The following is a 22,279-nucleotide window of genomic DNA, read 5'->3' on the forward strand; positions in this document are numbered from 1 at the left end:
CGGGAAGCCTAGCGAAGCGGACAGCTTTGGTCCAGTTATCCGGCTCGCCCGATAGACTCACCGCATGGACACGCCCATAAGTGCCGTGGAGCGGCTGCTGATCGACCCGACGGGTCGTCAACCCCGCGCCGACGCACGCCGGAACGTCGAACGACTGGTCACCGCCGCCCGGATGGCGATCGCCGAGACCGGCGTGGACGCCAGCGCCCATGAGATCGCCGCCCGCGCCGGAGTCGGAGTCGGCACCTTCTACCGCCGCATCCCGTCCCGCGAGATGCTGCTGCTGGCGGTGCTGGACGAGGTGCTCGGCGAGACCATCCAGGCCGCCGACCGAGCACTGGCGCACCCGGACCCGTGGCAGGGGCTGAGCGAGTTCGCGGCCGCCTACGTCGGGCTGCGGAGCGAGAGTTGCGGAATCGGCGAGGCGCTCGGCGGCGCCTGCGGAGAGGGCCTCGACGCCACCCTGGCATCGCTGCGCGAGCGGTTCCGACTGCTGGTCGAACGCACCCAGGAAACGGGCGTGATGCGGTCAGACGTGGCCTGGCAGGACGTCCCGTTCCTGCTCGCCTCGATCGCCACCGGCCGGAACACCCTGGGCCTGCGGGCCACCGAGGACCAGTGGCGGCGCACCCTGGGCGTCCTCCTCGACGGCCTGCGCACCCCCGTCCCCACCACTGCTCTCCCCGGGAAGGCGCCGTGCTGACCGACACCCCGATGAACGCCCGTGACGTCGACCGCGCGGTTCGCGAGACGGTCGAGCTGCTGACCCCGCACACCGGCGCCGACTGGACGGCGCCGGCGGGCGGGCTGACCTGGAGCTGCTGGGAAACCGCCGCCCATATCGCCCACGACCTGCTCGCCTACGCCGGCCAGGTCGCCACGGGCGTGCCGGACGGCTATCTGCCCGTCGACTACCAGGCGCAGCCGACCGCTCGCCCCGACCAGCTGCTGCGGCTGATCAGCGCCGCCGGACGGCTGTTGAGCACCACGCTGGACGCGGCGGACCCGAACCTGCGGGCCTGGCACTGGGGGCCGACCGACCCGACCGGGTTCGCCGCGATGGGCACTGCGGAAACGCTGCTGCACACCCATGACATCGCGCAGGGCCTGGGGCTCGACTGGCGTCCGCCCATCGAGGTGAGCGCCAGGGTGCTGGCCCGGCTCTTCCCCAGCGCGCCGGCGGGCGAGCCGACCGAGGTGCTGCTCTGGCAGACCGGCCGCGGCGACCTGGCGGGCCATCAGCCGCTCACCTCCTGGGTCTGGAAGGCCGCGCTGCCGCAGTGAACGCCACCGGCCTGCCGGTGCGTCGTCAACGCACCGGCAGGCCAACGGCGCTCAGTGAACCATCAGGCTCCACCGCGCCGGGGATCGGCCGCCAGCACCGCTCGCAGTGCGGCGATCCGCCCTCGCCAGCGCTCGCCCTCCCCCGACTCGTCCCACAGCTCGGCCAGTTCGGAGCCTGCCGCGACCACCCGATCCAGGGCCGCCGCGGCCAGCGCGGGCAGCTCACCACCCAGTCCTGGCACCGGCCTTCGCGGACCGTACACAGGGTTCACCGGTTCACCACCCGGGCAGTACGCGGCGACCAGTGCCGCGGCGGCCACCGCACGCTCACCGAAATCGCCGTCCAGGTAGCCGTCTTCGGCGAGCACCGCACGCAGCGCCGCCCGCACCAGCTCGGCGCGCTCACCCTCGACGGCCTCATCCAGCTCACCGGCGAAGTCGGCCGCCGCGTCATTGTCGAACGAGCCGACGTCCCACGTCCCCATGCTTCCTCCCACTGTTCGAAACACCGCCCTCAGACTGCCACGCGCCACTGACAGTTCGACTGGTCAGAGCGGGTTCGCGTCGTACGTCGCACACGCGGAGAATTCGAACACCTCAGCTCGCCCGGCCAGTCCCCCAATGGCTGGTCAAGCCGGTCAACAGTTCGCCAAATCTGCCAACTGAGACTTCCTGAAGTATTGCTGGGAGTACCCCGATGCTGTTTGATGAGCACCGGTCAACCGGCCCGGACGCAATCCCGGCACCCCCAACTGCCGGCCCCAGCGGCACCGGGCCACCCGTGAAATCCCGCTAGTGCGCACCGACTTGTCGCCGCACCCCGGCGCCACCGGTGCACGCCCAGCACCCGCGCAGTCCCCACCGATGACCTCGGCGGACCCGCCCCCGGCTCGCGGCCGGGGCACCCCAGACTGCGCGACCCCAATTGGCCCCCACACCAATCACCAAGGAGCCCCGGGATGCGCGACTTGCGCGAACACCGAACCCCCACCTCCCGCCGCCTGCGCCGCACCGCCGCCGTGGCCGCACTCGCCGTGGCCGGCCTGATCGGCGGTGCCACCACCAGCACCGCCTCGCCCGCTCCGGCCGGCGTCGACGCCGGCGTGCACACCGTGCGCACGCACGGCCAGGAGATGCAGGTCCAGACCCACGGCCGCCACGGCGTCATCTCGATGAAGGGCGCCAAGGGCTTCAACGCCAAGGGTCTCACCGCCAAGTCCGCCGCCCCGGCCGCCTCGGGCACCCTGGCCTACAACGGCGGTCCGGTGGAGCACAACGTCACCGTTTACCTCGTTTTCTGGGGTAACCAGTGGGACAGTGACAGCAACGGCGTCCAGCAGTACCAGACCAACCTGTTCAGCGGCCTGGGCACCTCGCAGGACACCTGGTCCACCGTGACCTCGCAGTACACCGACAACAGCGGCTCCGGCCCGAGCTTCAACGGCGCCGTGCTCGGCGGCACTTGGGTCGACGACTCGGGCGCCGCGCCCGCGTCGGCCGCCCAGGCGGACATCGCCGCCGAGGCCAACGTCGGCGCCCAGCACTTCGGCGTCTCCGGCTCCGACGTGCAGATCGTGGTGATGAGCCCGAGCGGCACCTCGCCCGACGGCTTCCCGAACAGCGGCTTCTGCGCCTGGCACGACTGGAACGGCAACGTCTCCTACACCAACATGCCGTACGTGCTCGACGCCGGCTCCAGCTGCGGCGCCAACTCGGTCGGCAACCAGCTCGACGGCTTCAGCATCGTCGGCGGCCACGAGTACGCCGAGTCGCTGACCGACCCGGAGCCGTCCAGCGGCTGGGTGGCCTCCGACGGCTCGGAGAACGGCGACCTGTGCGCCTGGCAGAACCTGGGCAACATCTCGCTGCCCACCGGCAGCTTCGCGATGCAGCCCACCTGGAGCAACAACGCCGGCGGCTGCGCGATGTCCTCCTGATCCACCACTCTGACGGCTAGTCAGAACCCGGTCCCCGCAGGCCCGTCCTGCGGGGACCACCCCCGCTACCGGTCCTGGTGGTCGCGAGTCCAGTCCAGCAGCCGATCCACCGTCCAGGTGGTGATCACCCGAGCCGCCGGCACGCCGGCCTCGGCGGCCCGCTCGCAACCGTAGTCCTGCCAGGCGAGTTGGCCCGGCGCGTGGGCGTCGGTGTCCAAGGCGAAGAGGCAGCCGGCCTGTTCCGCCTCGCGCAGCAGGCGCATCGGCGGATCCAGGCGCTCCAGACGGGAGTTGATCTCCACGGCGGTGCCATGCTCGACACAGGCGGCGAACACCTCCGCCGCGTCGAAGCTCGACTCGGGACGCCCCTTGCCACCGCCCCGCACACTGCGTCCACCGCCCCGCTCCGGGCCGAGCAGCCGTCCGGTGCAGTGACCCAGCACATCGACCAGCGGATTGCGCACCGCGGCCAGCAGTCGGCGGGTCATCGGCACCGCGGCCATCCGCAGCTTGGAGTGGGCCGAGGCCACCACCACGTCCAACTCGGCCAGCAGCTCGTCCTCCTGGTCCAGCGAGCCGTCCTCCAGGATGTCGCACTCGATCCCGGTGAGCAGCCGGAACGGCGCCAGCTGCCGGTTCACCTCGGCGACCACGTGCAGTTGCTCGCGAAGCCGCTCCGGGCTCAGCCCGCCGGCCACGGTGAGGCGCGGCGAGTGGTCGGTCAGCACCGCCCAGTCATGGCCCAACTCCTTTGCGGTGCGGGCCATCACCTCGATCGGGCTGCCGCCGTCCGACCAGCTCGAGTGCAGATGGCAGTCGCCGCGCAACGCGGCCCGCAGCTCGGCCGCCGCCCCGGTGAGCGGCGGCAGTGCCTCGCCGGCCCGCGCCTCGACCTCGGCCAGGTAGTCCGGGGTCTGCCCGGCCAGTGCCTCGGCGATCACGGCAGCTGTCACCGGGCCGACTCCCGGCAGCGCGGCCAGCCCGGCGGCCGTCCGGGGCAGCTCGGACCGGTTGCGCACCACGTCGGCGGCGTTGCGGAACGCCTGAACCCGGTACGTGGAGGCCTGCTCCCGCTCCAGCAGGAAGGCGATCCGCTCCAGGGCCTCGACAGGATCCATGCCCCCATCGTCCGACAGCGGCCACGCCACCGCGCGTCCAGCGGGCGCCGGAGCGGGCGGCCTGCCACTATCGGTGCCATGACCGATCCGACGGCGACGGTCACCGAGGTGGCGGGCCGCCGACTGCGCCTGACCCACCTGGACCGCGTCCTCTACCCCGGCAGCGGTTTCACCAAGGCCGCGATGCTGCACTACTACACCCGGGTGGCACCGGCCATGCTGCCGCACCTGGCGGGGCGGCCGGCCAGCTTCCTGCGGCTGCCGGAAGGGGTCACCGGCCAGCAGTTCTGGGCCAAGCGGGTGCCGTCCGGCTCGCCCGCCTGGGTGCCGAGACTCGCGGTGACGCACCGTCAGGAGACCATGCCGCAGGTGGTGGTGGGCGATCTGCCGACGCTGCTCTGGGCCGCCAACCTGGGCTGCCTGGAGGTCCATGTGCCGCAGTGGCGGGAGCAGCCCGACACCCACGACCGGCTGATCATCGACCTGGACCCGGGCGAGGGCGCCGGGCTGCTGGAGTGCTGCGTGGTGGCGCTCACCGCGCGTGAGCTGCTGGCGGCGGACGGTCTGACGGCCTTCCCGAAGACCACCGGCAGCAAGGGCCTGCACCTGACGGTGGCGCTGGTCGACACACCTGCCGAGCAAGTCTCCGACTACGCGCGGGAGTTGGCCCGGCGGCTGCGGCGGGCGCTGCCGGATCTTGTGGTCGACCAGATGGCCAAGCAGCTGCGGCCAGGGCGGGTCTTCGTGGACTGGTCGCAGAACAACAGCGCCAAGAACACGGCCGCCGTCTACTCGCTGCGGGCCCGGCCGGAGCCGGCCGTCTCGGCGCCGCTCGACTGGCCGGAGTTGGCCGCCTGCCGCCGTGCGGAAGACCTGGCGTTCACGCCCGACGCCGTGGCCGAGCGCGTCGCCGACCGCGGCGATCCGCATGCCGCGCTCGCCGACCCGGGCGCGGCCGGCACGCTGCCCGGCTGACCCGCTGCCCGGCTGATCGTCCGGACGCGGCGTTGCGTCAACCGCACACGGTATCGACCGGACGCGGTGTCGACCGACGCGGTGTCGACCGACGCGGTTACGACACCGCGCGCAGCCTGCGCTTCTTCGGCGCCTGCTCCCGCAGGGCGGCCAGCAGCTGGTCCCGGGTCATCGAGGAGCGGCCCGGCACCTCGCGCTCGGTCGCCAGCCGGTAGAGCTCGGCCTTGCTCAGCTGTGTCAGATCGCCCTCCGCTTCGGCGGGCGGCTCCGCTGCCTGCTGCGCGGGCGCGGCCGCCTTCCGCCCCGAGGCCTTCTTCCCGGCCGCCTTCGGTTCCTCCTCCTGGCCGCCGCTCTCCCCGGCCTGCTTGAGGCTGCGCTCCAGCACTGCCATCAGGTCCACCACATTGGTCGACTCCGGTGCCGGCTCGGCGACCACGACCTCCTTGCCTTCGAGCTTGGCCTCCACCAGTTCGCGGACCTGGGCGGTGTAGCTGTCGTGGTACGAGTCCGGTTCCCAGTCGGTGCTGAGCGCCTCGATCAGCTGGCAGGCCACTGCCAGCTCCTTCTCCGAGGGCGTCACCGGCTGGTCCGGCAGGTTGTCGATCTCGCGGTGCGGATCGCGCACCTCGTCCGCGTAGTGCATGGTCTGCAGCACCAGCACGTCGCCCTCCACCCGGACCGCCGCCAGGTACTGCTTGCCGCGCATCACGAAACTGGCGAGCCCGGCCCGGTTGGTCTCGGCGAGCGCCCGGTGCAGCAGCCCGTACACCTTGGCGTACTCGGCGCCGCGCGGCCCGAGGTAGTACGTCTTGTCGAAGTAGATCGGATCGATCCGGCCCAGGTCGACGAAGCCGCTGATGTCGAGCGACTTGGACCGTCCCGGCGAGATCTGCTCCAGTTCCTCGGGCTCCACCACGACGTACTCGCCCTCGGCCAGCTCGTAGCCCTTGACGATGTCGCGGAAGCCGACCTCCTCGCCGGTGCGCTCGTTGACCCGCTGGTTGCGCACCCGGTCGGAGGTGCCGCGCTGGAGTTGCCGGAAGTGCACGGCATGGTCCTCGGTGGCCGAGTAGAGCCCCACCGGCACCGCGACCAGCCCGAAGCTGAGCGTGCCCGTCCAGATCGGTCTGGCCATCGCCGCCTACCTCCCTCGGCACCCCCTTCGGCTTCCCATGGTGCTCCCCGGTGTGCCCTGGTGCCCACCGAGGTCCGGTAGACATGACCGCATGACCACCGACTCCGCCGCCGTGCTTCGCGGCGTCCGCGCCCTCGGCCCCTACTTCGCCGTCGAGACCGGTCCCGTCCCGCCGGACGGGTACCGGCCGCTGGGCGCGCTCTTCGCGACCGGGCCGGGCGCGCCGCTGGCGGTGCGGATCGGGGAGGTCGCCGGGAAGCTGCGCACGGCGGAGCCGCGGGTGGCCGCGTCAATCACCCATCTGGGGCTCGCCGCCCGCTTCTGGTCGGTCACGCTGGGCATGCTGGCGGTCGGCGGGCTGGTCCCGGAGTTCGATGCGGAGCGCGTGCACTGGCGGCAGCCGGCGGACGGTCCGCTGGACCTGTGGCTACCGGGCTCGGCCGCGCAGCCGGCCGGCCCCGCGCCCGCCGAGGACGTGCACCGGGCCGCGATCGCCGGTGCGCTCGCGCCGCTGGCCACCGCCGTGCAGGCGGTCGCCTCCGTCGCGGACGGGCTGCTCGCGGGCAACGCGGCGTCCGCGCTGGTCGGCACGGTGCGCCAGATGCGCCGACAGCTTCCCGCGCCCGACCACCGCCGGGTGGCCGCCGTGGCCGGCGAGCTGCTGGCGCGCGAGCCGCTGCTCGGGACCCTGCGGGGCGATTCGCTGCGGCGGACCAGCTGCTGCCTCTACTACCGGATCCCGGGCGGCGGCCTGTGCGGCGACTGCGTCTTCGACCGCGCGCCCGGGAGCGCCGTCAGCCCCGGTGCGGGTGCCGGGAACATCTCGTCCCATACGCTGACCCGGTGACCGCTTCCCTCATCGATGACCTCGGCCACCCCGTCCCGCTGCACGGCCCCGTGCGGCGGGTGGTGTCGCTGGTGCCCTCGCTCACCGAGGCGGTGGCTGTGACCGCGCCCGGCCTGCTGGTCGGCGCCACCGACTGGTGCAGTCACCCGGTGGGCCTGGAGGTCGCGCGGATCGGTGGCACCAAGAATCCCGATCTGGCGGCGCTTCAGGCGCTGCGGCCTGATCTGGTGATCGCCAATGAGGAGGAGAACCGGGCGCCCGACCTGGCCGCGCTGCGGGCGGCGGGGGTGCCGGTCCATGTCACCGAGGTGCGCTCGCTCGACCAGGCGTTCCGCTCGCTGGACCACCTGCTCACCGCGGTCTGCGGGCTGCCGCGGCCGGCCTGGCTGGTGCGGGCGGAGCGGGCCTGGGCGGAGCTGCCGGTACCGACCGGTCCGGCGCGCCGGGCGGTGGTGCCGATCTGGCGGCGGCCGTGGATGGTACTCGGCCGCGACACCTTCGCGGGAGATCTGCTGCGACGGCTCGGGGTGCGGAATGTGTACGAGGCGCACCCGGACCGCTACCCGGCCATCAAGCTGCCCGAACTGCTCGCGGTTGAGCCGGAGTTGGTGGTGCTGCCGGACGAACCGTACCGGTTCACGGCGGACGACGGACCGGAGGCCTTCCCCGACATCCCGGCCGCACTGCTGAGCGGGCGCCCTCTCACCTGGTACGGGCCGTCGTTGCTGGCCGCCCCGACCGTGCTGGGGGAACAACTCAGGCGGTGAGCCGCCGGGTTCGTTCCGCGTCGCCCACGCGCGGGCAGGTCAGGCAGGCCTCCGCCGGGCGGATCGCGTAGTACATGCAGCAGCCGGCTCGGGTCCTCGTCAACTCCCCGGCCGGCAACCGGCGGAAGCCCGCCGGGCCGCGCAGCGGGGCCGTGCCGCCGGGCAGCAGCTCGGCGGCCCGGGTGGCGGCGTGCTCCTCGCGGTCGAGCATCCGGCCCAGGTACCAGATGCCGGAGACCAGGTCGTCGGCCACCATGCCCCACAGGGCGCGCGCGCCGCGGCGGGTGACGGCCTGGAAGGCGGCCACCGCCGGATCCGCGAACTCGCCGATGGTGTCGCGCAGTTGGTCCGGCGATCCATCGGTCCGACAGCTCCCCGGGCGGCAGGCGAGCTCACCGGTGGCCGGGTGCAGCCACACCTGGCAAGGACTCAACTCGGGCACCAGGTCGGCCAGGTACCACGGCCCGCCGGCCAGCAGGCAGGCCGACCAGAGGTAGTGGTGCAGCAGCCGGGAGGCGGCCACATGGGCGGGCACCGCGCGGCCGTGGTCGGTCAGGATCCGGGCCGCCTCCCCCGCGACCAGCTCGTCGATCCGCGCTGCGAAGCCGTCGGCCCGCACCCAGCCCGGCCCGGGCGCCGCTTGAGGCCCGCTCAGCACCCGCATCCGCCAAGCCGGAGCACAGGCCGCCAGCTGCTGGTACACGCCGGAGAGCACCGGGCACCACCCCTCCCATCGTCCATCGTCCATCGAATTAAGGTTAGCCTCACCTTATACTGACGCACCGTAGTCGCCAGGGGCGATTTGACGGACTTAGGTTTGCCTAACCTAAGATCGATCACGTGTTGAGAATCGAACTGCCGGCCACCACGGCCCCGGCGCGGCGATCCCCGGCGGCCCGGCAGACCTTGCTGCTCGGCCTCGGGCTCTGCCTGCTGCTGGTCTGCGTGGCCCTGAGCCTGGCCCTGGGATCACGCGCCATCCCACCGTCGACCGTCATCGACGCGCTGCTCGGCCACCACGCCGGAAGCGGGCCCGACGCCCAGGTGGTGACGGGCCTTCGGCTGCCGCGCACGGTGCTCGGCCTGGTGGTCGGCGCCGCGCTCGGGGTGGCCGGCGCCGTCGCCCAGGGCGTCACCCGCAATCCGCTGGCCTCGCCGACCACACTCGGCGTCAACGCCGGCGCGAGCTTCGCGGTGGTCACCGCGATCTACGCGCTGCAGCTCACCCGGCCGGTGGAGTACGTCTGGTTCGCGGTGGCCGGCGCGGGCCTGGCCGGGCTGGCGGCGCAGGCCATGGCCCGGCGGGCCGGCGAGTTGGATCCCACCCGGCTCGCGCTCGGCGGCACCGTGCTGACCGCGGTGCTCGCCTCCTGGACCTCCGCGCTGATGCTTCTCCGCCGCCGCACCCTGGACGAGGCGCGGTTCTGGCTGGCCGGCTCGCTCGGCGGGCGGGGGCTCGAAGTCCTCACCCCCGTCTGGCCGTTGCTGCTGGTCGGGTTGGTGCTGGCGGTCGCCGTGACGCCCGCGCTCAACGCGCTCGCGCTCGGTGAGGAGACCGCGCAGGCGCTCGGTGTGCCGGTGGCCCGGATCCGGACCGCCGCCGCACTGGCCGTGGTGCTGCTGGCCGCCGGGGCGGTCGCCATCGCCGGGCCGATCGCCTTCGTCGGGCTCGCCGCGCCGCACCTGGTCCGGCTGCTGCTCGGCGCCGACCAGCGGTGGCTGGTGCCCGGCTGCGCCATCGCCGGACCGGTCCTGCTGCTGACCGCCGATGTGCTGGGCCGACTGGTGGCCCGCCCCTCGGAGTTGGAGGTCGGCATCGTCACCGCGTTCCTCGGCGCACCGCTGCTGGCGGTGCTGGCCCGGCGGGCCGCCTGGTGAACCGCCGCACGGCGGTCTGCTGCCTGACCGCGCTGGTGCTGCTGCCGGCCCTCGCCGCCACCGCGCTCAGCCTGGGCGAGGTCGCCATGTCGCCCGGCACCGCGCTGCGTGCGCTGTTCGGCTTCGGCCAGGGCGGCGATGTGCTGGTGGTGCGGGAGTTCCGGGCTCCCCGGGTGCTGGCGGCGCTGATCGCCGGTGCCGCGCTGGCGGTCTCCGGCCAGTTGCTGCAGCGGCTGTTCCGCAATCCGCTGGCCTCGCCCGATGTGATCGGGGTGACCGGTGGCGCGTCCTTCGGCGCGGTGCTGCTGCTCGCCCTGGGTGCATCCCAACTCCTGGTGCCGCTGGCGGCGTTGGGCGGCGGGCTGGCGGCCGCCGGGCTGCTCGGCGCGTTCGCCTGGCGGTCCCGGGCGGCGGTCGGCCGGCTGGTGCTGGTCGGGCTCGCGGTGCAGGCCGGGCTGGCGGCGGCGGTCAACCTGATGATCGTCCGCTTCCCGGCTGAACTCGCCTCCTCCGCGCTGCAGTGGACCACCGGCTCGCTGTACGGCCGCACCTGGACCGAGATCCGGGCGGGCGGCGCCGCGGTCGCCGTGCTGCTGGTCGCGGTGCTGCTGCTGGACCGGCGGGTCGCGGTGCTGGACCTCGGCGACGAGTCGGCCGGCGGCCTGGGCCTGCGCCCGGACCGGGCCAGGCTCCAACTCCTGTTGGTGGCGATCGCGTTGGCCTCGCTGGCGGCGGCGCTCAGCGGCCCGGTCGGGTTCGTGGCGCTGGCCGTGCCGCACCTGGTGCGACTGCTGGCCGGACCGCCGACTCCCGGCACCGTGCTGCTGAGCGCTCTCACCGGTGCGCTGCTGCTGCTCGGCGCCGATGTGGTGGTGCTGCATCTGCTGCCCGTCCAGGGCCTGCCGGTCGGCGCGGCCACCGCCACCCTGGGCGCCCCTTGGCTGCTCGTCCTGATGATCCGTCAAACCCGGAGCACGCGTTGAGAAACGAACTGGCGACCAGCCGACTGACCCTGCGATACGGCGAACGGACCGTGGTCGACGGCCTGGACCTGACCCTGCCCGGCGGCGCGATCACCGCCGTGGTCGGCCCCAACGCCTGCGGCAAGTCGACGCTGCTGCGCGGCCTGGCCCGGCTGCTCGACCCGACCGCGGGCACGGTCACCCTGGACGGCGCCGACCTGCACCGGATGCCCGCCCGCACGCTGGCCAAGCGGCTCGGCCTGCTGCCACAGCAGCCCGTCACCCCCGAGGCGATCACCGTGGAGGGCCTGGTGCGGCTCGGACGCTATCCGCACCAGCGGCTGCTCAACCCGTGGTCGGCCGCCGACCAGCAGGCCGTGGAGCGCGCGCTGCACCGAACCGGCACCGCCGAACTGCGCGACCAGCCGGTGGACCAGCTCTCCGGCGGCCAGCGGCAGCGCGCCTGGATCGCGCTCACCCTGGCCCAGGACACCGAACTGCTGCTGCTGGACGAGCCCACCACCTTCCTGGACCTTCGCCACCAGCTGGACGTCCTCGACCTGGTGGCCGACCTGCACCGCGAACTCGGCCGCACCGTCGTCATGGTGCTGCACGACCTCGGCCAGGCCGCCCGCTACGCCGACCACTTGGTCGTCCTGCACGAGGGCCGGCTGGCCGCCGCCGGACCGCCCGGCGAGGTGCTGGACGCCGAGCTGGTGGAGCGGGTCTTCGAGGTGCCCTGCCAAGTCGTCCCCGACCCCGAGACCGGCACCCCGCTGGTCGTCCCCCGAGCGCGTCGACCTCTCTGACGCACCCCGACCGTCGGCATCTCTAACGCACCCCGCCCGTCGGCATCTCTGACGCGTACCAACCCGTCGCCCTCCCCGACGCCTCCCAACCGTCGGCCTCTCTGACGCCTCCCGTCAAGGAAGAACCACTCAATGCACAAGCGCCTCCCCGCCGTTCTGCTCGCCGCCGCGGTCGGCACCGCCCTGCTCACCGGGTGCGGCAGCAGCGGCTCCACGCCGGCCTCCACCGGTACCTCCGCCTCCGCCGTCGGGAACGACGCCGCCGCGAGCTTCCCCCGCAGTGTCCAGCACGCGATGGGCACCGCCGAGATCAAGAGCCGGCCGCAGCGCGTCGTGGTGCTGGACAGCGGCGAGTTGGACGATGTGACGCTGCTCGGCCTCACCCCGGTCGGCGCCGTCTCCCCGCACATGAAGACCGCCGGCGGCTTTCCGTCCTACCTGAAGGGCGAGTTGGGCGGCACCAAGGACGTCGGCCCGATGGCCGAGCCCAACCTGGAGCTGATCGCCTCGCTCAAGCCCGATCTGATCCTCTCCTCCAAGGTGCGCCACGAGAAGGTCTTCGACAAGCTCAACGCGATCGCCCCGACGGTCTTCGCCCAGACCACCGGCGCCCCTTGGAAGGACAATCTGACGCTCTACGCCAAGGCGCTCGGCAAGGAGGACGCGGCCCGGCAGGCGCTGGCCGACTACCAGGCGCGGGCGGCGAAGCTGGGCGAGGAGATCAAGGCGAAGAACGGCGGCACCATGCCGACCGCCTCCGTGGTGCGGTTCGTGGCCGGCCCGACCCGGCTCTACCAGAAGGACTCGTTCAGCGGCACCGTGCTCCAGGACATCGGCCTGCGCCGCCCGGCCTCCCAGGACGTCAACTCCTCGATGCTGGACGTCAGTCCTGAGCAGATCGACAAGGCCGACGCCGACCTGGTGTTCGTCACCGTGGCCGATGACCCGACCAGGACCCAGCAGAGCCAGGTGCAGTCCACGCCGGTCTGGCGGAGCCTCAACGCCGTCAAGAGCGGCAAGGTCTTCAACGTCCCGGACGAGACCTGGATGTCCGGCATCGGCGTGCAGGCCGCCGACCAGATGCTGAACGACATCGCCAAGGCCGCCGGCGTCGCCCTCCCCAAGTGACTGTCCGACGTGACCATCCCTATGCGTGAGGACGCCATGCGGCTCTATCTGCTCGCCCACAACCCCACCGACTCCGTCTCCCAGGGCTTTCTGCCGGCCGCCGTCCGGCTCGGCCTGGCGGTGACCGTCCTGACCGACGACCCGGCCGCGCACCGGCTCGCCTATGCCGAACACGGCCTGCCTGCCGAGGTGCTGGCATGCCGGGTCGGCGACTTCCGCGAGGTGGTCGCCGCCATCTCGGCCCACCACGACGGCCCGGCCGCCGTGTTCAGCAACAGCGACCACCTGCAGACCCAGACCGCGCTGGCGGCCGAGTACTTCGGCCTGCCGGCCAAGGACTGGCGCGCCACCCTGTGCGCCAAGAACAAGGCCGAGCTGCGCCGCCGACTGGCCGCCGCCGGCCTGGACACCGTGCGCAGCGTCGAACTCACGGCCGACCAGGATCCGGCCGTTGTCGAACTCCCGCCGTTCCCCTGTGTGGTGAAGCCGCGCGAGGGGGTGGCCAGCGAGGATGTGGTGCTGGTCGCCGACCTGGCCGAACTACTGGGCCGCTGCGCCGAGATCAGGGAGCGGCGACCCGGCGCTGTGCTGGTGGTCGAGGAGTTCCTGGTCGGGCAGCTGAACACGCTGGAGACGCTGGGCGACCAGCGGGACCGGGTGGTGCTCGGCGGCTTCCGGACGCGGCTGTCGCCGCCGCCGCACTTCATCGAGGAGGTGCTGGAGTTCGTGCCGGCCCACCCCGCCGAGGTGACCAGGCAGGTCCTGGCCCAGCTGGACGCGATCGGCGTGGGACTGGGCGCCTGCCACACCGAGTTCGTGGTGCAGCCGGACGGGCGGGCTCGGATCATCGAGGTCAACTACCGGGCGATCGGCGACCAGTGCGACCTGATGCTCCAGGAGATCCTGGGCATCCGGTACTTCGAGCAGGTGCTGCTGGTGCACCTCGGGGAGTCGCTGCCGCGCGAGCTGGGGCTGCGCGGCGATCTGCGGGCCCGCAACGAGGCGGTCTACGCCGACCGGGCCGGCACGCTGACCGCGGCACCCGGTCCGCAGGATGCGCGACTGGGCGAGATCCGGCTCCGCTACCGCCCGCTGCGGGGGATCGGCGAGCGGCATCCGCACTACCGGACCAACCGCGACTACCTGGGCGTGGTCTGGGCGATCGGCCCCGACCAGGGCGCCGTGGACCGGGCGGTCGCCGAGTTCATCGCCGCCAACCGCTGGGAGATCACGGTATGAGCGACACCGCCGAGCAGTTGACCGTGCGGGTGCTCAGCGCCCTGCTCCGCGAAGACGTGGCCGGGCTGCGCAGCCGCGGCAGGCTGACGCACCGAGCGGACGGCCCCTGGCTGGTGCTGGCCGACGAGCGGATCGCGCTGCCCGTGGAGCCGGACGGCTTCCAGTGCGAACTGCGCGCCCGGCTCCCGCTGTTGGCGGTCGACGGCGAGCCGCGCGGTGAACTTCCGGCGATCCTCGAAGCTTTCCGGGCACTCGCCGACCCCATGGATGCCACCGGATTCACCGAGTTCACCGAGGAGTGCCGCCAGACGCTTGCCACCATGCTGCTGCATGAGCGCCATCTGCCGATCGTGCTGGGCGAGTTGGTCGATTGCTACGGCGACGACCCAGCCGACTGGGAAGGCCCGCTGGCCAGTCTGGGCTTCGACACGCTCGCCGCCCATCTCGACCACCCGGCCTATCCGACCGCTCGCGGTCGGGCCGGGCTCGACATCGACGACCTGCTGCGCCACGCCCCGGAGTGCCACCCCTCCTTCGAGCTGCGCTGGTTGGCACTGCCGGGCGAGGCGCTCACCGTGCACGGCAGCGCCCCGCTGCCCGATTGGTGGCCGACGCCGGCCATGCTCGGCCTGCCGGAACTGGGCGGGAGCCATCTCACCATCCCCGTCCACCCGTTGTCGCTCGGCGCACCACTGGCCGAGGCGCTGCAGGCCACCGGGCTGACCGAACAGGCGGTGCCGGCCGACCGCCCCTATCTGGCGGTGCGACCGACCCTGTCGATGCGCACGGTCGCCGTCCTGGACGATCCGGCCTGCCACCTCAAACTGCCGCTGGCCACCGCCACCCTGGGCCTGCGCAACCGGCGTACCATCAAGCCCGGCACCTTGCGGGACGGCGCCGCCGGTCAGCGGTTGCTGGCGGAGGTGATCGCCCACGAGCCGCGGTTCGCCGACACGGTGCTGCTCGCCGACGAGCAGTGCTATGCGCACGCCGGCCATGAGCTGCTCGCGGTGCTGCTGCGGCGCTTCCCGGCCACCCCGGAGTCGGTGGCGGTGCCACTGGCCGCGCTACTGGCCCCCGAGCCGGGTGGCGTCCTGGTGATAGACCGGCTGGCCGACCGCTTCTACGGCGGTGACCCGGTGGCGCTCTATGACGCCCTGCTCACCCTGCTACTCGACTGGCAGACCACGCTGTTCGCCCACGGCATCGCCCTGGAGTCGCACCAGCAGAACACCACACTGCTGCTGGACCGCGCCGACGGGCGCACCAGGCTGCGGCTCCTGTACAAGGACAACGACGGGCCCAGGATCAACCGATCGCGCTGCCGACTTCCGTGGGACGATGACGAGTTCGACGACGGCCGGATCTTCGCCGAGGACGACCGGGCGCTGACCGACCTGTTCACCACCATCACCGGCCACCTGTGCACGGCCGCCCTCGCCTTCGGTCTGGCCGAGCACGGCCGGGCGCCGCTGGACACCACCTTGGGCCTGCTGCGCAAGCGACTCGGCGAGGCGATCGAGCGGCTCGGGCCGGTCGGCGAGCCGCTGCGAGCCGCACTGCTGGACGCCGAACGCCTGCCGGTCAAGGCGATGGTGAGCGCGGGCAGCCTGTACAGCAAGGCCCGCAGCGGGGCGGCGGACATCAACAAGCACTACACCAGCGGTCCCAACTACCTGGCGGGCCGATGACGGTCACCGCTCCCCCCGAGCCGTCGACTCAGGCCCCCGCGGCGGGACTCTCGCGCCGTCAGGTGCAAGCGGTCGCGGGCTGCTACTTCGTGGCGTCGTTCGCCGCCCTGGGGCTGCCGCCCTATCTGACGGCCATCCTGCCCGGCCTCGGTGATCCGCACGGCCGCTGGGCCGGGCTGCTCTACATCGTGCCCACGGTGTTCAGCGCGCTCGGCGCCCCGCTCTGGGGGCGGCTGGGCGACCGGTTCGGCCGCAAGCGGCTGCTGCTCCGCGCCCAACTGGGGCTCAGCGTCTCCTTTCTACTGGCCGGGCTGGCCGACAGCCTGTGGGCGTTCACGCTGGCCCTGGTACTGCAGGGTTTCCTCGGCGGCACCTTTGCCGCCACCAACGGCTATCTCGCCGCCGCCCTGGAGGGCCCGGGGCTCTCCAAGGCGCTGACCCAGATGCAGGGCGGCGCCCGAGCCGCGCTGGTGGCCGCGCCGATCCTGGTGGGGGCGCTCTCGCCCTGGCTGTCGCCGCACCGCCAGTACGTGGTGATGGCGCTGCTACCGCTCACCGCGGCGGCGCTGCTCACCCGGCTGCCGGAGCCGGGCCGACTCGTCAGCACGCCACGCAAGCGGTCTGCCGGGAAGCCGAGTTCGGCGTTGTGGGCGCTGTACGGCGCGGAGTTCGCCTTCGTCTTCGCCACCATCGTCTCGTTCCCCTATCTGATCGCCCTGGTGGAGCAGCGGGTCCCCGGGCTCAACTCCACCGTCGCGGGGCTGCTGTTCGCCCTGCCGCACCTGTGCTATCTGCTGCTCGCCTCCCGGGTGCACACCGCCGTGCTGCACCGGCCGCGGGCCGGGCTGGCGCTCGGGTTCGTGCTGGTCGCGGCCGGTCTGGCCGGGCACGCCCCGGCGCACAGCGTGGCGGCGTTCGCGCTCACCCGCCTGGTGCTCGGGCTCGGCATGACCCTCGGGCTGGTCTGCCTGGCGGTGCTGGCCGCGGCCGCCGCGCACGGCCGGGCGCCCGGTCGGATGTTCGGCACCCTCGAACTCGCCTCCAAGGGCGGTGCGGTGGCCGCGGGCGCGGTCGCCGCCCTGGTCAACTCCGCCTTCGGGCCCGGCGCCCCGGTGCTGATCGGCACCGCCGCCGCCCTCACCGCCGCACTCTGCTGCGCCCTTCGATCCCGTTCCCTCCCCCGCTCCGCCCCTTCCCCCAGCAACCCCGGGAGCCGCTGATGTCGCCCTCGTCCACCACCACCGCCGCTGTCACCGCGCTGCCCGGCGCCGACCTGGCCGTCACCCACACCCTGCTCAACTGCCTGCTCCGCGAGGTCTCCGGCCCCGAGCACCAGACCGCCGTCACCGACGGGCGGTTGCTGCTGCGCCTCCCGAGGCGCGGGGCGCTGCTGCGGGTGGCGCTGCGCCGCACCTCGCTGCTGGGTGCCCACCGGTTCGCCGGCCCGGTGGAGTTGGCGACCGGCGACGGCTGGGCGGCGCTCGGCTGGCGGGAGTTGGCCGAGCTGGCGCAGGCGGAGTTGATGCTGCGCACCGGTGTCGCCAACGACGAGTTCCTCGACCAGCTGGCCTCCAGCGCGCAGGGCGTCGGGGCCGCGCTGGCCGAGCGCCCGGCGGCCGGGGCGGACCGCTACCTGGAGTCGGAGCAGGCGCTGCTCTTCGGCCACCGCTTCCACCCGGCGCCCAAGTCCCGTTCGGCGCGCGGCGCCGATGGCACCACCTGGGCCGCCTACGCACCGGAGGCCCGCGCCGCGTTCCCGCTGCGGTATCTGGCGGTGCGCGAGGAGCTGATCGCCGAGCGCAGCGTCGACCCGGCGGCCACGGCCGTGCTGGACGGCCTGCGCGAGGTGCCGGCCGGCTACCGGCTGCTGCCCGCGCACCCGTGGCAGTACCAGCTGCTTGCCGACCACCCCACCCTGCGGGCCGCCCTGGATCGCGGCGATGTGCTCGATCTGGGCACCGGCGGCCCGGAGTTCGCCGCCACCGCCTCGGTGCGCACCCTGCACGGCGCCGACGCGTTCCTCAAGTTCAGCCTGAACGTCAGGATCACCAACTGCCTTCGGAAGAACGCCGCCTACGAGCTGACCGGCGCGGTCGCCATGACCGAGCTGCTGGCGCCCGCGCTGGACGAGCTGGCCACCCGCTTCCCGGCCGCGGCCATCCTGCGCGAGCCCGCCTTCCGCACGCTGGCCCTTCCCGACGACCCGTCGGGAGCCCTCTTCGAGGGCTTCGGCCTGATCGTCCGGGAGGACCTCTCGGCCCGGCTCCGGCCCGGCCTGACCGCACTGCTGGCCGCCGCCGTGGCGGACGAGTATCCGACCAGCTCGGCGCAGTTCGCCCGGCTGCTCCCGAACGCCGGTCCGGCCGAGCTGCTCTCCTGGTGGGGCGACTACCTCCGACTGCTGCTCCCGCCGGTCCTGGCCGCCTACTTCGACCACGGCGTGGTGCTGGAGCCGCATCTGCAGAACGTGCTCATCGGCGTCGACGCCGACGGGCGCCCCAGGCAGGTGCTGTTCCGCGATCTGGAGGGGACCAAGCTGCTGCCCGAGCACCAGGCCGCGCTGCTCGCCGGTCTGCCGCCGGAGGTGGCCGGGCCGATGACCTATGACGCGCAGCGCGGTTGGGACCGGGTGGTGTACTGCCTGCTGGTCAACCACGTGGCCGAGCTGCTCGCCGTGATCGCCGACCAGTGCCCCGCGCTGGAGCCGCGGCTGTGGGACGAAGTACGCATCGTGCTGCGGGAGTACGCCGACGCGCACGGCTGCCCGCCCCGGCTGCGCGGCCTGCTGGCCGGGGTGCCGCTGCCCGCGAAGGCCAATCTGCTGACCCGTTGGGAGCGCAAGGCCGATCGGGCGGCCGGATACGTACGCCTGGCCTCGCCGTTGGCCGCCGATGTCATCAACCAGGCCCGCCGCACCCACGACTCGCACAACTCGCTCAAGGAGGAGTCCCGTTGACCCCCGCCGTGCTGGAGCGCGCCGCCGCGCTGCCCGTCGACACGCTGCCGGCCTACCTCTACGACCTCAGCGCGCTGCGCACCCACGCCGCCGCGATCCGGGCCGCGCTGCCGGCTCGGGTCGAGTTCCACTACGCCGCCAAGGCCAACCCCGACCCGGCGCTGCTGACCGCGCTGCGGGAGTACGTGGACGGCTACGAGGTCTCCTCGGGCGGCGAGTTGGCCCACGTCCGGGCGACCGTGCCGGATGCGCCGCTGGCGTTCGGCGGCCCGGGCAAGACCGACCAGGAGCTGACGGCCGCGCTCGCTGCCGGGGTGCACCGCTGGCATGTCGAGAGCGTGGCGGAACTGCACCGGCTCGCGGCGCGGCGCCCGGCCGGCGGCCTGGACATCCTGCTGCGGGTCAACCTGCCGGTGGCCGGCGGCGCCCTGGACGCGGTGCCGCTGGCGATGGGCGGCCGGCCGACCCCGTTCGGGCTGGACCCGGCGGACTTGGACGAGTGCCTGCGACTGCTCGCCACGGAGCCGTTCACCGGCCTGCGGCTGCGCGGCTTCCACGCACATCTGGCCAGCGGGCTGGACGCACCGGCCCTGCTGGCGCTGGCCGCGCGCATCGTCGACTGGGCGGCGCGGAAGGCAGCCGGCCACGGGTTGGCGATCGGCGAGGTCAACATCGGCGGCGGCATGGCGGTGGACTACACGGACCCGGCTGCCCGGTTCGACTGGACCGGCTGCGGAGCGGGGCTGGCCCGGCTGCTGGACCGCCAGCCCGGGCTACGGCTGCGGATCGAGCCCGGGCGGGCGGTCACCGCGTACTGCGGCTGGTACGCCACGGAGGTGCTGGAGGTGAAGCGCAGTCACGGTGAGCCGTTCGCGGTGGTCCGGGGCGGCACCCACCATCTGCGCACGCCGGCCACCCGTGGCCACAGCCAGCCGTTCACGGTGCTGCCGGTCGCCGACTGGCAGCAGCCGTGGCCCCGGGGCGAGGTGGCGGGCGAGCGGGTGAGCCTGTGCGGGCAGCTGTGCACGCCCAAGGACGCGCTGGCGCAGCGGGTGCCGGTCGACCGGCTGCGCACCGGGGACCGGGTGGTCTTCGGGATGGCGGGCGCCTACGCCTGGAACATCTCGCACCACGACTTCCTGATGCACCGTCAGCCGACGTTCCACCTGATCCCCTAGTGCGCGCCCGCACCGTGAGGATAGGCTAGCCTTCCTTAGGCTGCCCTTGCCTGCTGGTCTCGGGCGGCTTCCGTGCGCCGCCATGACCAGTCCCGGTCGGACACCGTTATAGGGGCGGAGCCATGCCCACACCGAGGACCAGACCGTGCCCGTACCCATTCCCGGCAGCGACATCGCGCAGCACGCCGCGGTGTACTGCTGGCCGAGCAGCCCGTCCCGACCGGCCGGGGCCGACCCCGCGCGCGACCGGCGGGCGGCACTGGACGCCCAACTGGGCCTGGCTTATGACCAGGCCGCCGCGCTGGGGCTCACCGTGACCGGCGCCCAGGTCTTCACCGACCCCCGGCCACCCGCCGGCCTCGACGCCAACGCCCGCCCGACCCCGGGCTGGCAGGGCCTGCTGGCCGCAGTGCGACGACGCGAGGTGCGGCGGCTACTGCTGCCGCAGGCCGAGCAGTTGCAGCGCCACGCCGGCGCGTTCGCCGAACTGCTGCGGCTGGCCGCCGAGTACGACCTGCGACTGCACGGCCACCCCAGGGACTTGAACGACCCCGAGGTGCGCAAGGAACTGCTGGAGCGGGCCGAACGCGCCTCCCGGGCCGCGCGGGAGGCCTCGACGCGGGCTCGCCGGGCCCACCGGCAGGCGGCGGCCGAGGGGCGCACGCACGGCGGCGGACTGCGGCGGTTCGGCTATGCGACCGGGATGACCGCCCTGGTCGAGGAGGAGGCCGAGGTGGTCCGGGAGGTGTTCGCGCGGTTCCTGGCCGGCGAGTCCCTCCGCGCCCTGGCAGTGGATCTGAATGACCGTCAGATCGCCACCGCCTATGGAAATCGCTGGACGGTCAGCGGGGTGGGCCGACTCCTGGAGGCGCCGCGCTACGCCGGCCTGCGGGTGCTCGACGGCACCATCGTCCGTACCCCAGAGGGCAGTTACGTGACCGCCGACTGGCCGCCCTGCGTCAGCGTCGCCGACTGGGAGGCGGTGCAGCTGCTGCGCAACGACCGGGCGCGGGCCCGGGCCGCCAACCGCCGGCCGCGCCGCGAGTATCCGCTGACCTCGCTGCTGCGCTGCACCCGGTGCGAGCGGCACATGGTGGGCTCCGCGATCGGCGGCTATCCCACCTATGCCTGCACCTCCAACAGCAGCCTGGAGGCCCAGCACTGCTCGCGGCACATCGCCGCCGAGTCATTGGAGGCGCATGTCGCCGAGCGGACCATCGCCCTGCTGGAGGCGCAGTCGACGCCGGTGCTGGACGGTGTGCCGGTCGGGCAGGCCGCCCGGTTCGGCTGGTCCCGACTGACCCCGGGCCGCCGGGCCGCCGTGTTCCGGCACTTCTTCACCAGCATCCGCATCTCGGCCTCGTCCACCAGCCGCAGCGTCTTCGACCCGAGCCGCATCGAGCTCCTCCCCCGCCGGCACCCCGCCGGTTAGTCCGCCTACCGCCGCTGCCCGGCGGCCGCCGCCTGAAGGGCCGTCAGCAACCCGTGCAGCGCGGGCTGTTCCAGCGCACCCACCCGGACCGCCGCGTAGATCACCCGCAGCGGCTCGGGATTGCGCACCGGACGCACCACCACGCCCGGGTCGCGCCCGTCGATGGCCAGGCGGGGCATCAACGCGACGCCGAGGCCCGCGGCCACGAAGCCGCGAGCGGTGGCGTAGTCCTGGCCGGTCACCCCCAGGTCGGGGCTGAATCCCGCCGCGGCGCAGGCGTCGAGGACGGGCGCCACGCAGGGGCCGGCCGGTTCGCAGCCGACCCAGGGCTGGTCGGCCAGGTCGGCCAGGTCGAGCACGCGTTCGGCGGCGAGCGGGTGGCCGGCCGGGAGTACGGCGCGGTACGGGTCGTCGAGCAGGTGCACCAGCTGCAGGCCGTCCGGGGCCCCTTGGCGGGCGCCGACCAGCAGGGCCAGGTCGGCCTCGCCCCGCGCCACCTCCGCCAGCGGGTCGGCGGAGTTGTGCCGCAGGTCGATCCGGACGCCCGGGTAGCGCTCGCGCAGCTCGGCCACGGCGGGTGCCACCAGGCAGGAGCCCGCGGTGGTGAAGTAGCGGATCGCGATCCGGCCGGTGCGCCCGGCGCGCAGTTCGGCGAGCGCGGTCTCGGCCTCGGCGAGCTGCCGGCTGATGGTGGCGGCATGCTCGGTGAGCAGGCGACCGGCGGGGGTGGGCCGGACTCCGCGCCCCACCCGCTCCAGCAGCGTGATCCCGGCCTGCTTCTCCAGGGCCGCGATCTGCTGGCTGACGGCGGACGGCGTGTATCCCAGGTGCGCCGCCGCCGCGGTGACCGAGCCGCTGCTCACCACCGCGCGCAGCACCTGCATCCGCCTCACATCAAGCATGTAGCTCAGCTTAACGGTGTGGTTGATTCTTTCGCTTGTCC

21 protein-coding genes are annotated in these 22,279 nt (G+C 73.4%); 16 read left to right on the forward strand and 5 right to left on the reverse strand.

The window, feature by feature from the left end; all coding sequences use genetic code 11:
• Positions 1-64 precede the first annotated feature (64 nt).
• Both P3T35_RS21095 and P3T35_RS21100 read left to right on the forward strand, forming a co-directional pair.
• Entirely contained in the window at positions 65-703 is a 639-nt protein-coding gene (locus P3T35_RS21095; protein ID WP_101378999.1) for a TetR/AcrR family transcriptional regulator, read from the forward strand.
• Positions 697-1,284 (forward strand): maleylpyruvate isomerase N-terminal domain-containing protein, encoded by a 588-nt coding sequence (locus tag P3T35_RS21100; RefSeq protein WP_280707260.1) that lies wholly within the window; start codon positions 697-699, stop codon positions 1,282-1,284. Before P3T35_RS21095 ends, P3T35_RS21100 begins: the two co-directional genes overlap by 7 nt.
• A gap of 62 nt (positions 1,285-1,346) precedes the next feature.
• Here the strand turns inward: P3T35_RS21100 and P3T35_RS21105 are convergent, their stop codons facing one another.
• Entirely contained in the window at positions 1,347-1,769 is a 423-nt protein-coding gene (locus P3T35_RS21105; RefSeq protein WP_101379000.1) for a DUF4259 domain-containing protein, read from the reverse strand.
• Positions 1,770-2,243: 474 nt separating this feature from the next.
• On the opposite strand from P3T35_RS21105, the gene P3T35_RS21110 reads away from it, so the two are divergent.
• Positions 2,244-3,221 carry a hypothetical protein gene (locus tag P3T35_RS21110; RefSeq protein ID WP_101379001.1) on the forward strand — a complete coding sequence of 326 codons (978 nt, stop codon included), beginning with the start codon at positions 2,244-2,246 and terminating at the stop codon, positions 3,219-3,221.
• 65 nt (positions 3,222-3,286) lie between these two features.
• Here P3T35_RS21110 and P3T35_RS21115 read toward each other — a convergent pair whose 3' ends face one another.
• Positions 3,287-4,339 (reverse strand): PHP domain-containing protein, encoded by a 1,053-nt coding sequence (locus tag P3T35_RS21115; protein WP_101379002.1) that lies wholly within the window; start codon positions 4,337-4,339, stop codon positions 3,287-3,289.
• Between the two features lie 78 nt (positions 4,340-4,417).
• Here P3T35_RS21115 and ligD point away from each other — a divergent pair, with 78 nt between their 5' ends.
• Positions 4,418-5,314 (forward strand): non-homologous end-joining DNA ligase, encoded by an 897-nt coding sequence (gene ligD, locus P3T35_RS21120; protein ID WP_101379003.1) that lies wholly within the window; start codon positions 4,418-4,420, stop codon positions 5,312-5,314.
• A 97-nt stretch (positions 5,315-5,411) separates the two neighbouring features.
• Here ligD and P3T35_RS21125 read toward each other — a convergent pair whose 3' ends face one another.
• On the reverse strand, positions 5,412-6,449 hold the full coding sequence (locus P3T35_RS21125; protein ID WP_101379004.1) for a Ku protein: 1,038 nt from the start codon (positions 6,447-6,449) through the stop codon (positions 5,412-5,414).
• Positions 6,450-6,540: 91 nt separating this feature from the next.
• On the opposite strand from P3T35_RS21125, the gene P3T35_RS21130 reads away from it, so the two are divergent.
• Positions 6,541-7,296, forward strand: a complete 756-nt coding sequence (locus tag P3T35_RS21130; protein WP_101379005.1) for a (2Fe-2S)-binding protein — start codon at positions 6,541-6,543, stop codon at positions 7,294-7,296.
• A complete protein-coding gene (locus tag P3T35_RS21135; protein WP_280707266.1) occupies positions 7,293-8,063 on the forward strand; it encodes a helical backbone metal receptor in 771 nt (256 codons plus the stop codon). Before P3T35_RS21130 ends, P3T35_RS21135 begins: the two co-directional genes overlap by 4 nt.
• Here P3T35_RS21135 and P3T35_RS21140 read toward each other — a convergent pair.
• Positions 8,053-8,811, reverse strand: a complete 759-nt coding sequence (locus P3T35_RS21140; RefSeq protein ID WP_143676734.1) for a (2Fe-2S)-binding protein — start codon at positions 8,809-8,811, stop codon at positions 8,053-8,055. The two genes, P3T35_RS21135 and P3T35_RS21140, sit on opposite strands and share 11 nt — an antisense overlap.
• A 101-nt stretch (positions 8,812-8,912) precedes the next feature.
• Between P3T35_RS21140 and P3T35_RS21145 the strand changes: the two genes are divergently transcribed.
• The 10 genes from P3T35_RS21145 (at position 8,913) to P3T35_RS21190 (ending at position 21,336) form a co-directional block, all read left to right on the forward strand.
• On the forward strand, positions 8,913-9,941 hold the full coding sequence (locus P3T35_RS21145; protein WP_280707319.1) for an iron ABC transporter permease: 1,029 nt from the start codon (positions 8,913-8,915) through the stop codon (positions 9,939-9,941).
• The gene (locus tag P3T35_RS21150; protein ID WP_280707269.1) at positions 9,938-10,924 is read left to right on the forward strand and encodes an iron ABC transporter permease; all 987 of its coding nucleotides are present in this window, start codon (positions 9,938-9,940) and stop codon (positions 10,922-10,924) included. Before P3T35_RS21145 ends, P3T35_RS21150 begins: the two co-directional genes overlap by 4 nt.
• The gene (locus P3T35_RS21155; RefSeq protein ID WP_101379007.1) at positions 10,921-11,712 is read left to right on the forward strand and encodes an ABC transporter ATP-binding protein; all 792 of its coding nucleotides are present in this window, start codon (positions 10,921-10,923) and stop codon (positions 11,710-11,712) included. Before P3T35_RS21150 ends, P3T35_RS21155 begins: the two co-directional genes overlap by 4 nt.
• Positions 11,713-11,844: 132 nt before the next feature.
• Positions 11,845-12,840, forward strand: coding sequence for an iron-siderophore ABC transporter substrate-binding protein (locus tag P3T35_RS21160; RefSeq protein ID WP_101379008.1), 996 nt, complete (start codon positions 11,845-11,847; stop codon positions 12,838-12,840).
• A gap of 36 nt (positions 12,841-12,876) precedes the next feature.
• A complete protein-coding gene (locus P3T35_RS21165) occupies positions 12,877-14,079 on the forward strand; it encodes an ATP-grasp domain-containing protein (protein ID WP_101384831.1) in 1,203 nt (400 codons plus the stop codon).
• A complete protein-coding gene (locus P3T35_RS21170; RefSeq protein ID WP_101379009.1) occupies positions 14,076-15,770 on the forward strand; it encodes an IucA/IucC family protein in 1,695 nt (564 codons plus the stop codon). Before P3T35_RS21165 ends, P3T35_RS21170 begins: the two co-directional genes overlap by 4 nt.
• Positions 15,767-16,990, forward strand: a complete 1,224-nt coding sequence (locus P3T35_RS21175; protein WP_101379010.1) for an MFS transporter — start codon at positions 15,767-15,769, stop codon at positions 16,988-16,990. Before P3T35_RS21170 ends, P3T35_RS21175 begins: the two co-directional genes overlap by 4 nt.
• The gene (locus tag P3T35_RS21180) at positions 16,990-18,726 is read left to right on the forward strand and encodes an IucA/IucC family protein (protein WP_101379011.1); all 1,737 of its coding nucleotides are present in this window, start codon (positions 16,990-16,992) and stop codon (positions 18,724-18,726) included. Before P3T35_RS21175 ends, P3T35_RS21180 begins: the two co-directional genes overlap by 1 nt.
• On the forward strand, positions 18,723-19,904 hold the full coding sequence (locus P3T35_RS21185; RefSeq protein WP_101379012.1) for a type III PLP-dependent enzyme: 1,182 nt from the start codon (positions 18,723-18,725) through the stop codon (positions 19,902-19,904). The genes P3T35_RS21180 and P3T35_RS21185 overlap by 4 nt, the downstream gene beginning before the upstream one ends.
• Positions 19,905-20,049: 145 nt before the next feature.
• The gene (locus tag P3T35_RS21190; RefSeq protein WP_101379013.1) at positions 20,050-21,336 is read left to right on the forward strand and encodes a recombinase family protein; all 1,287 of its coding nucleotides are present in this window, start codon (positions 20,050-20,052) and stop codon (positions 21,334-21,336) included.
• 5 nt (positions 21,337-21,341) lie between these two features.
• Here the strand turns inward: P3T35_RS21190 and P3T35_RS21195 are convergent, their stop codons facing one another.
• Entirely contained in the window at positions 21,342-22,238 is an 897-nt protein-coding gene (locus P3T35_RS21195; RefSeq protein WP_180356327.1) for a LysR family transcriptional regulator, read from the reverse strand.
• Positions 22,239-22,279: the final 41 nt, after the last annotated feature.

Source organism: Kitasatospora sp. GP30 (genome assembly GCF_029892145.1).
In the GTDB taxonomy this organism is placed as follows: Bacteria; Actinomycetota; Actinomycetes; order Streptomycetales; family Streptomycetaceae; genus Kitasatospora; species Kitasatospora acidiphila.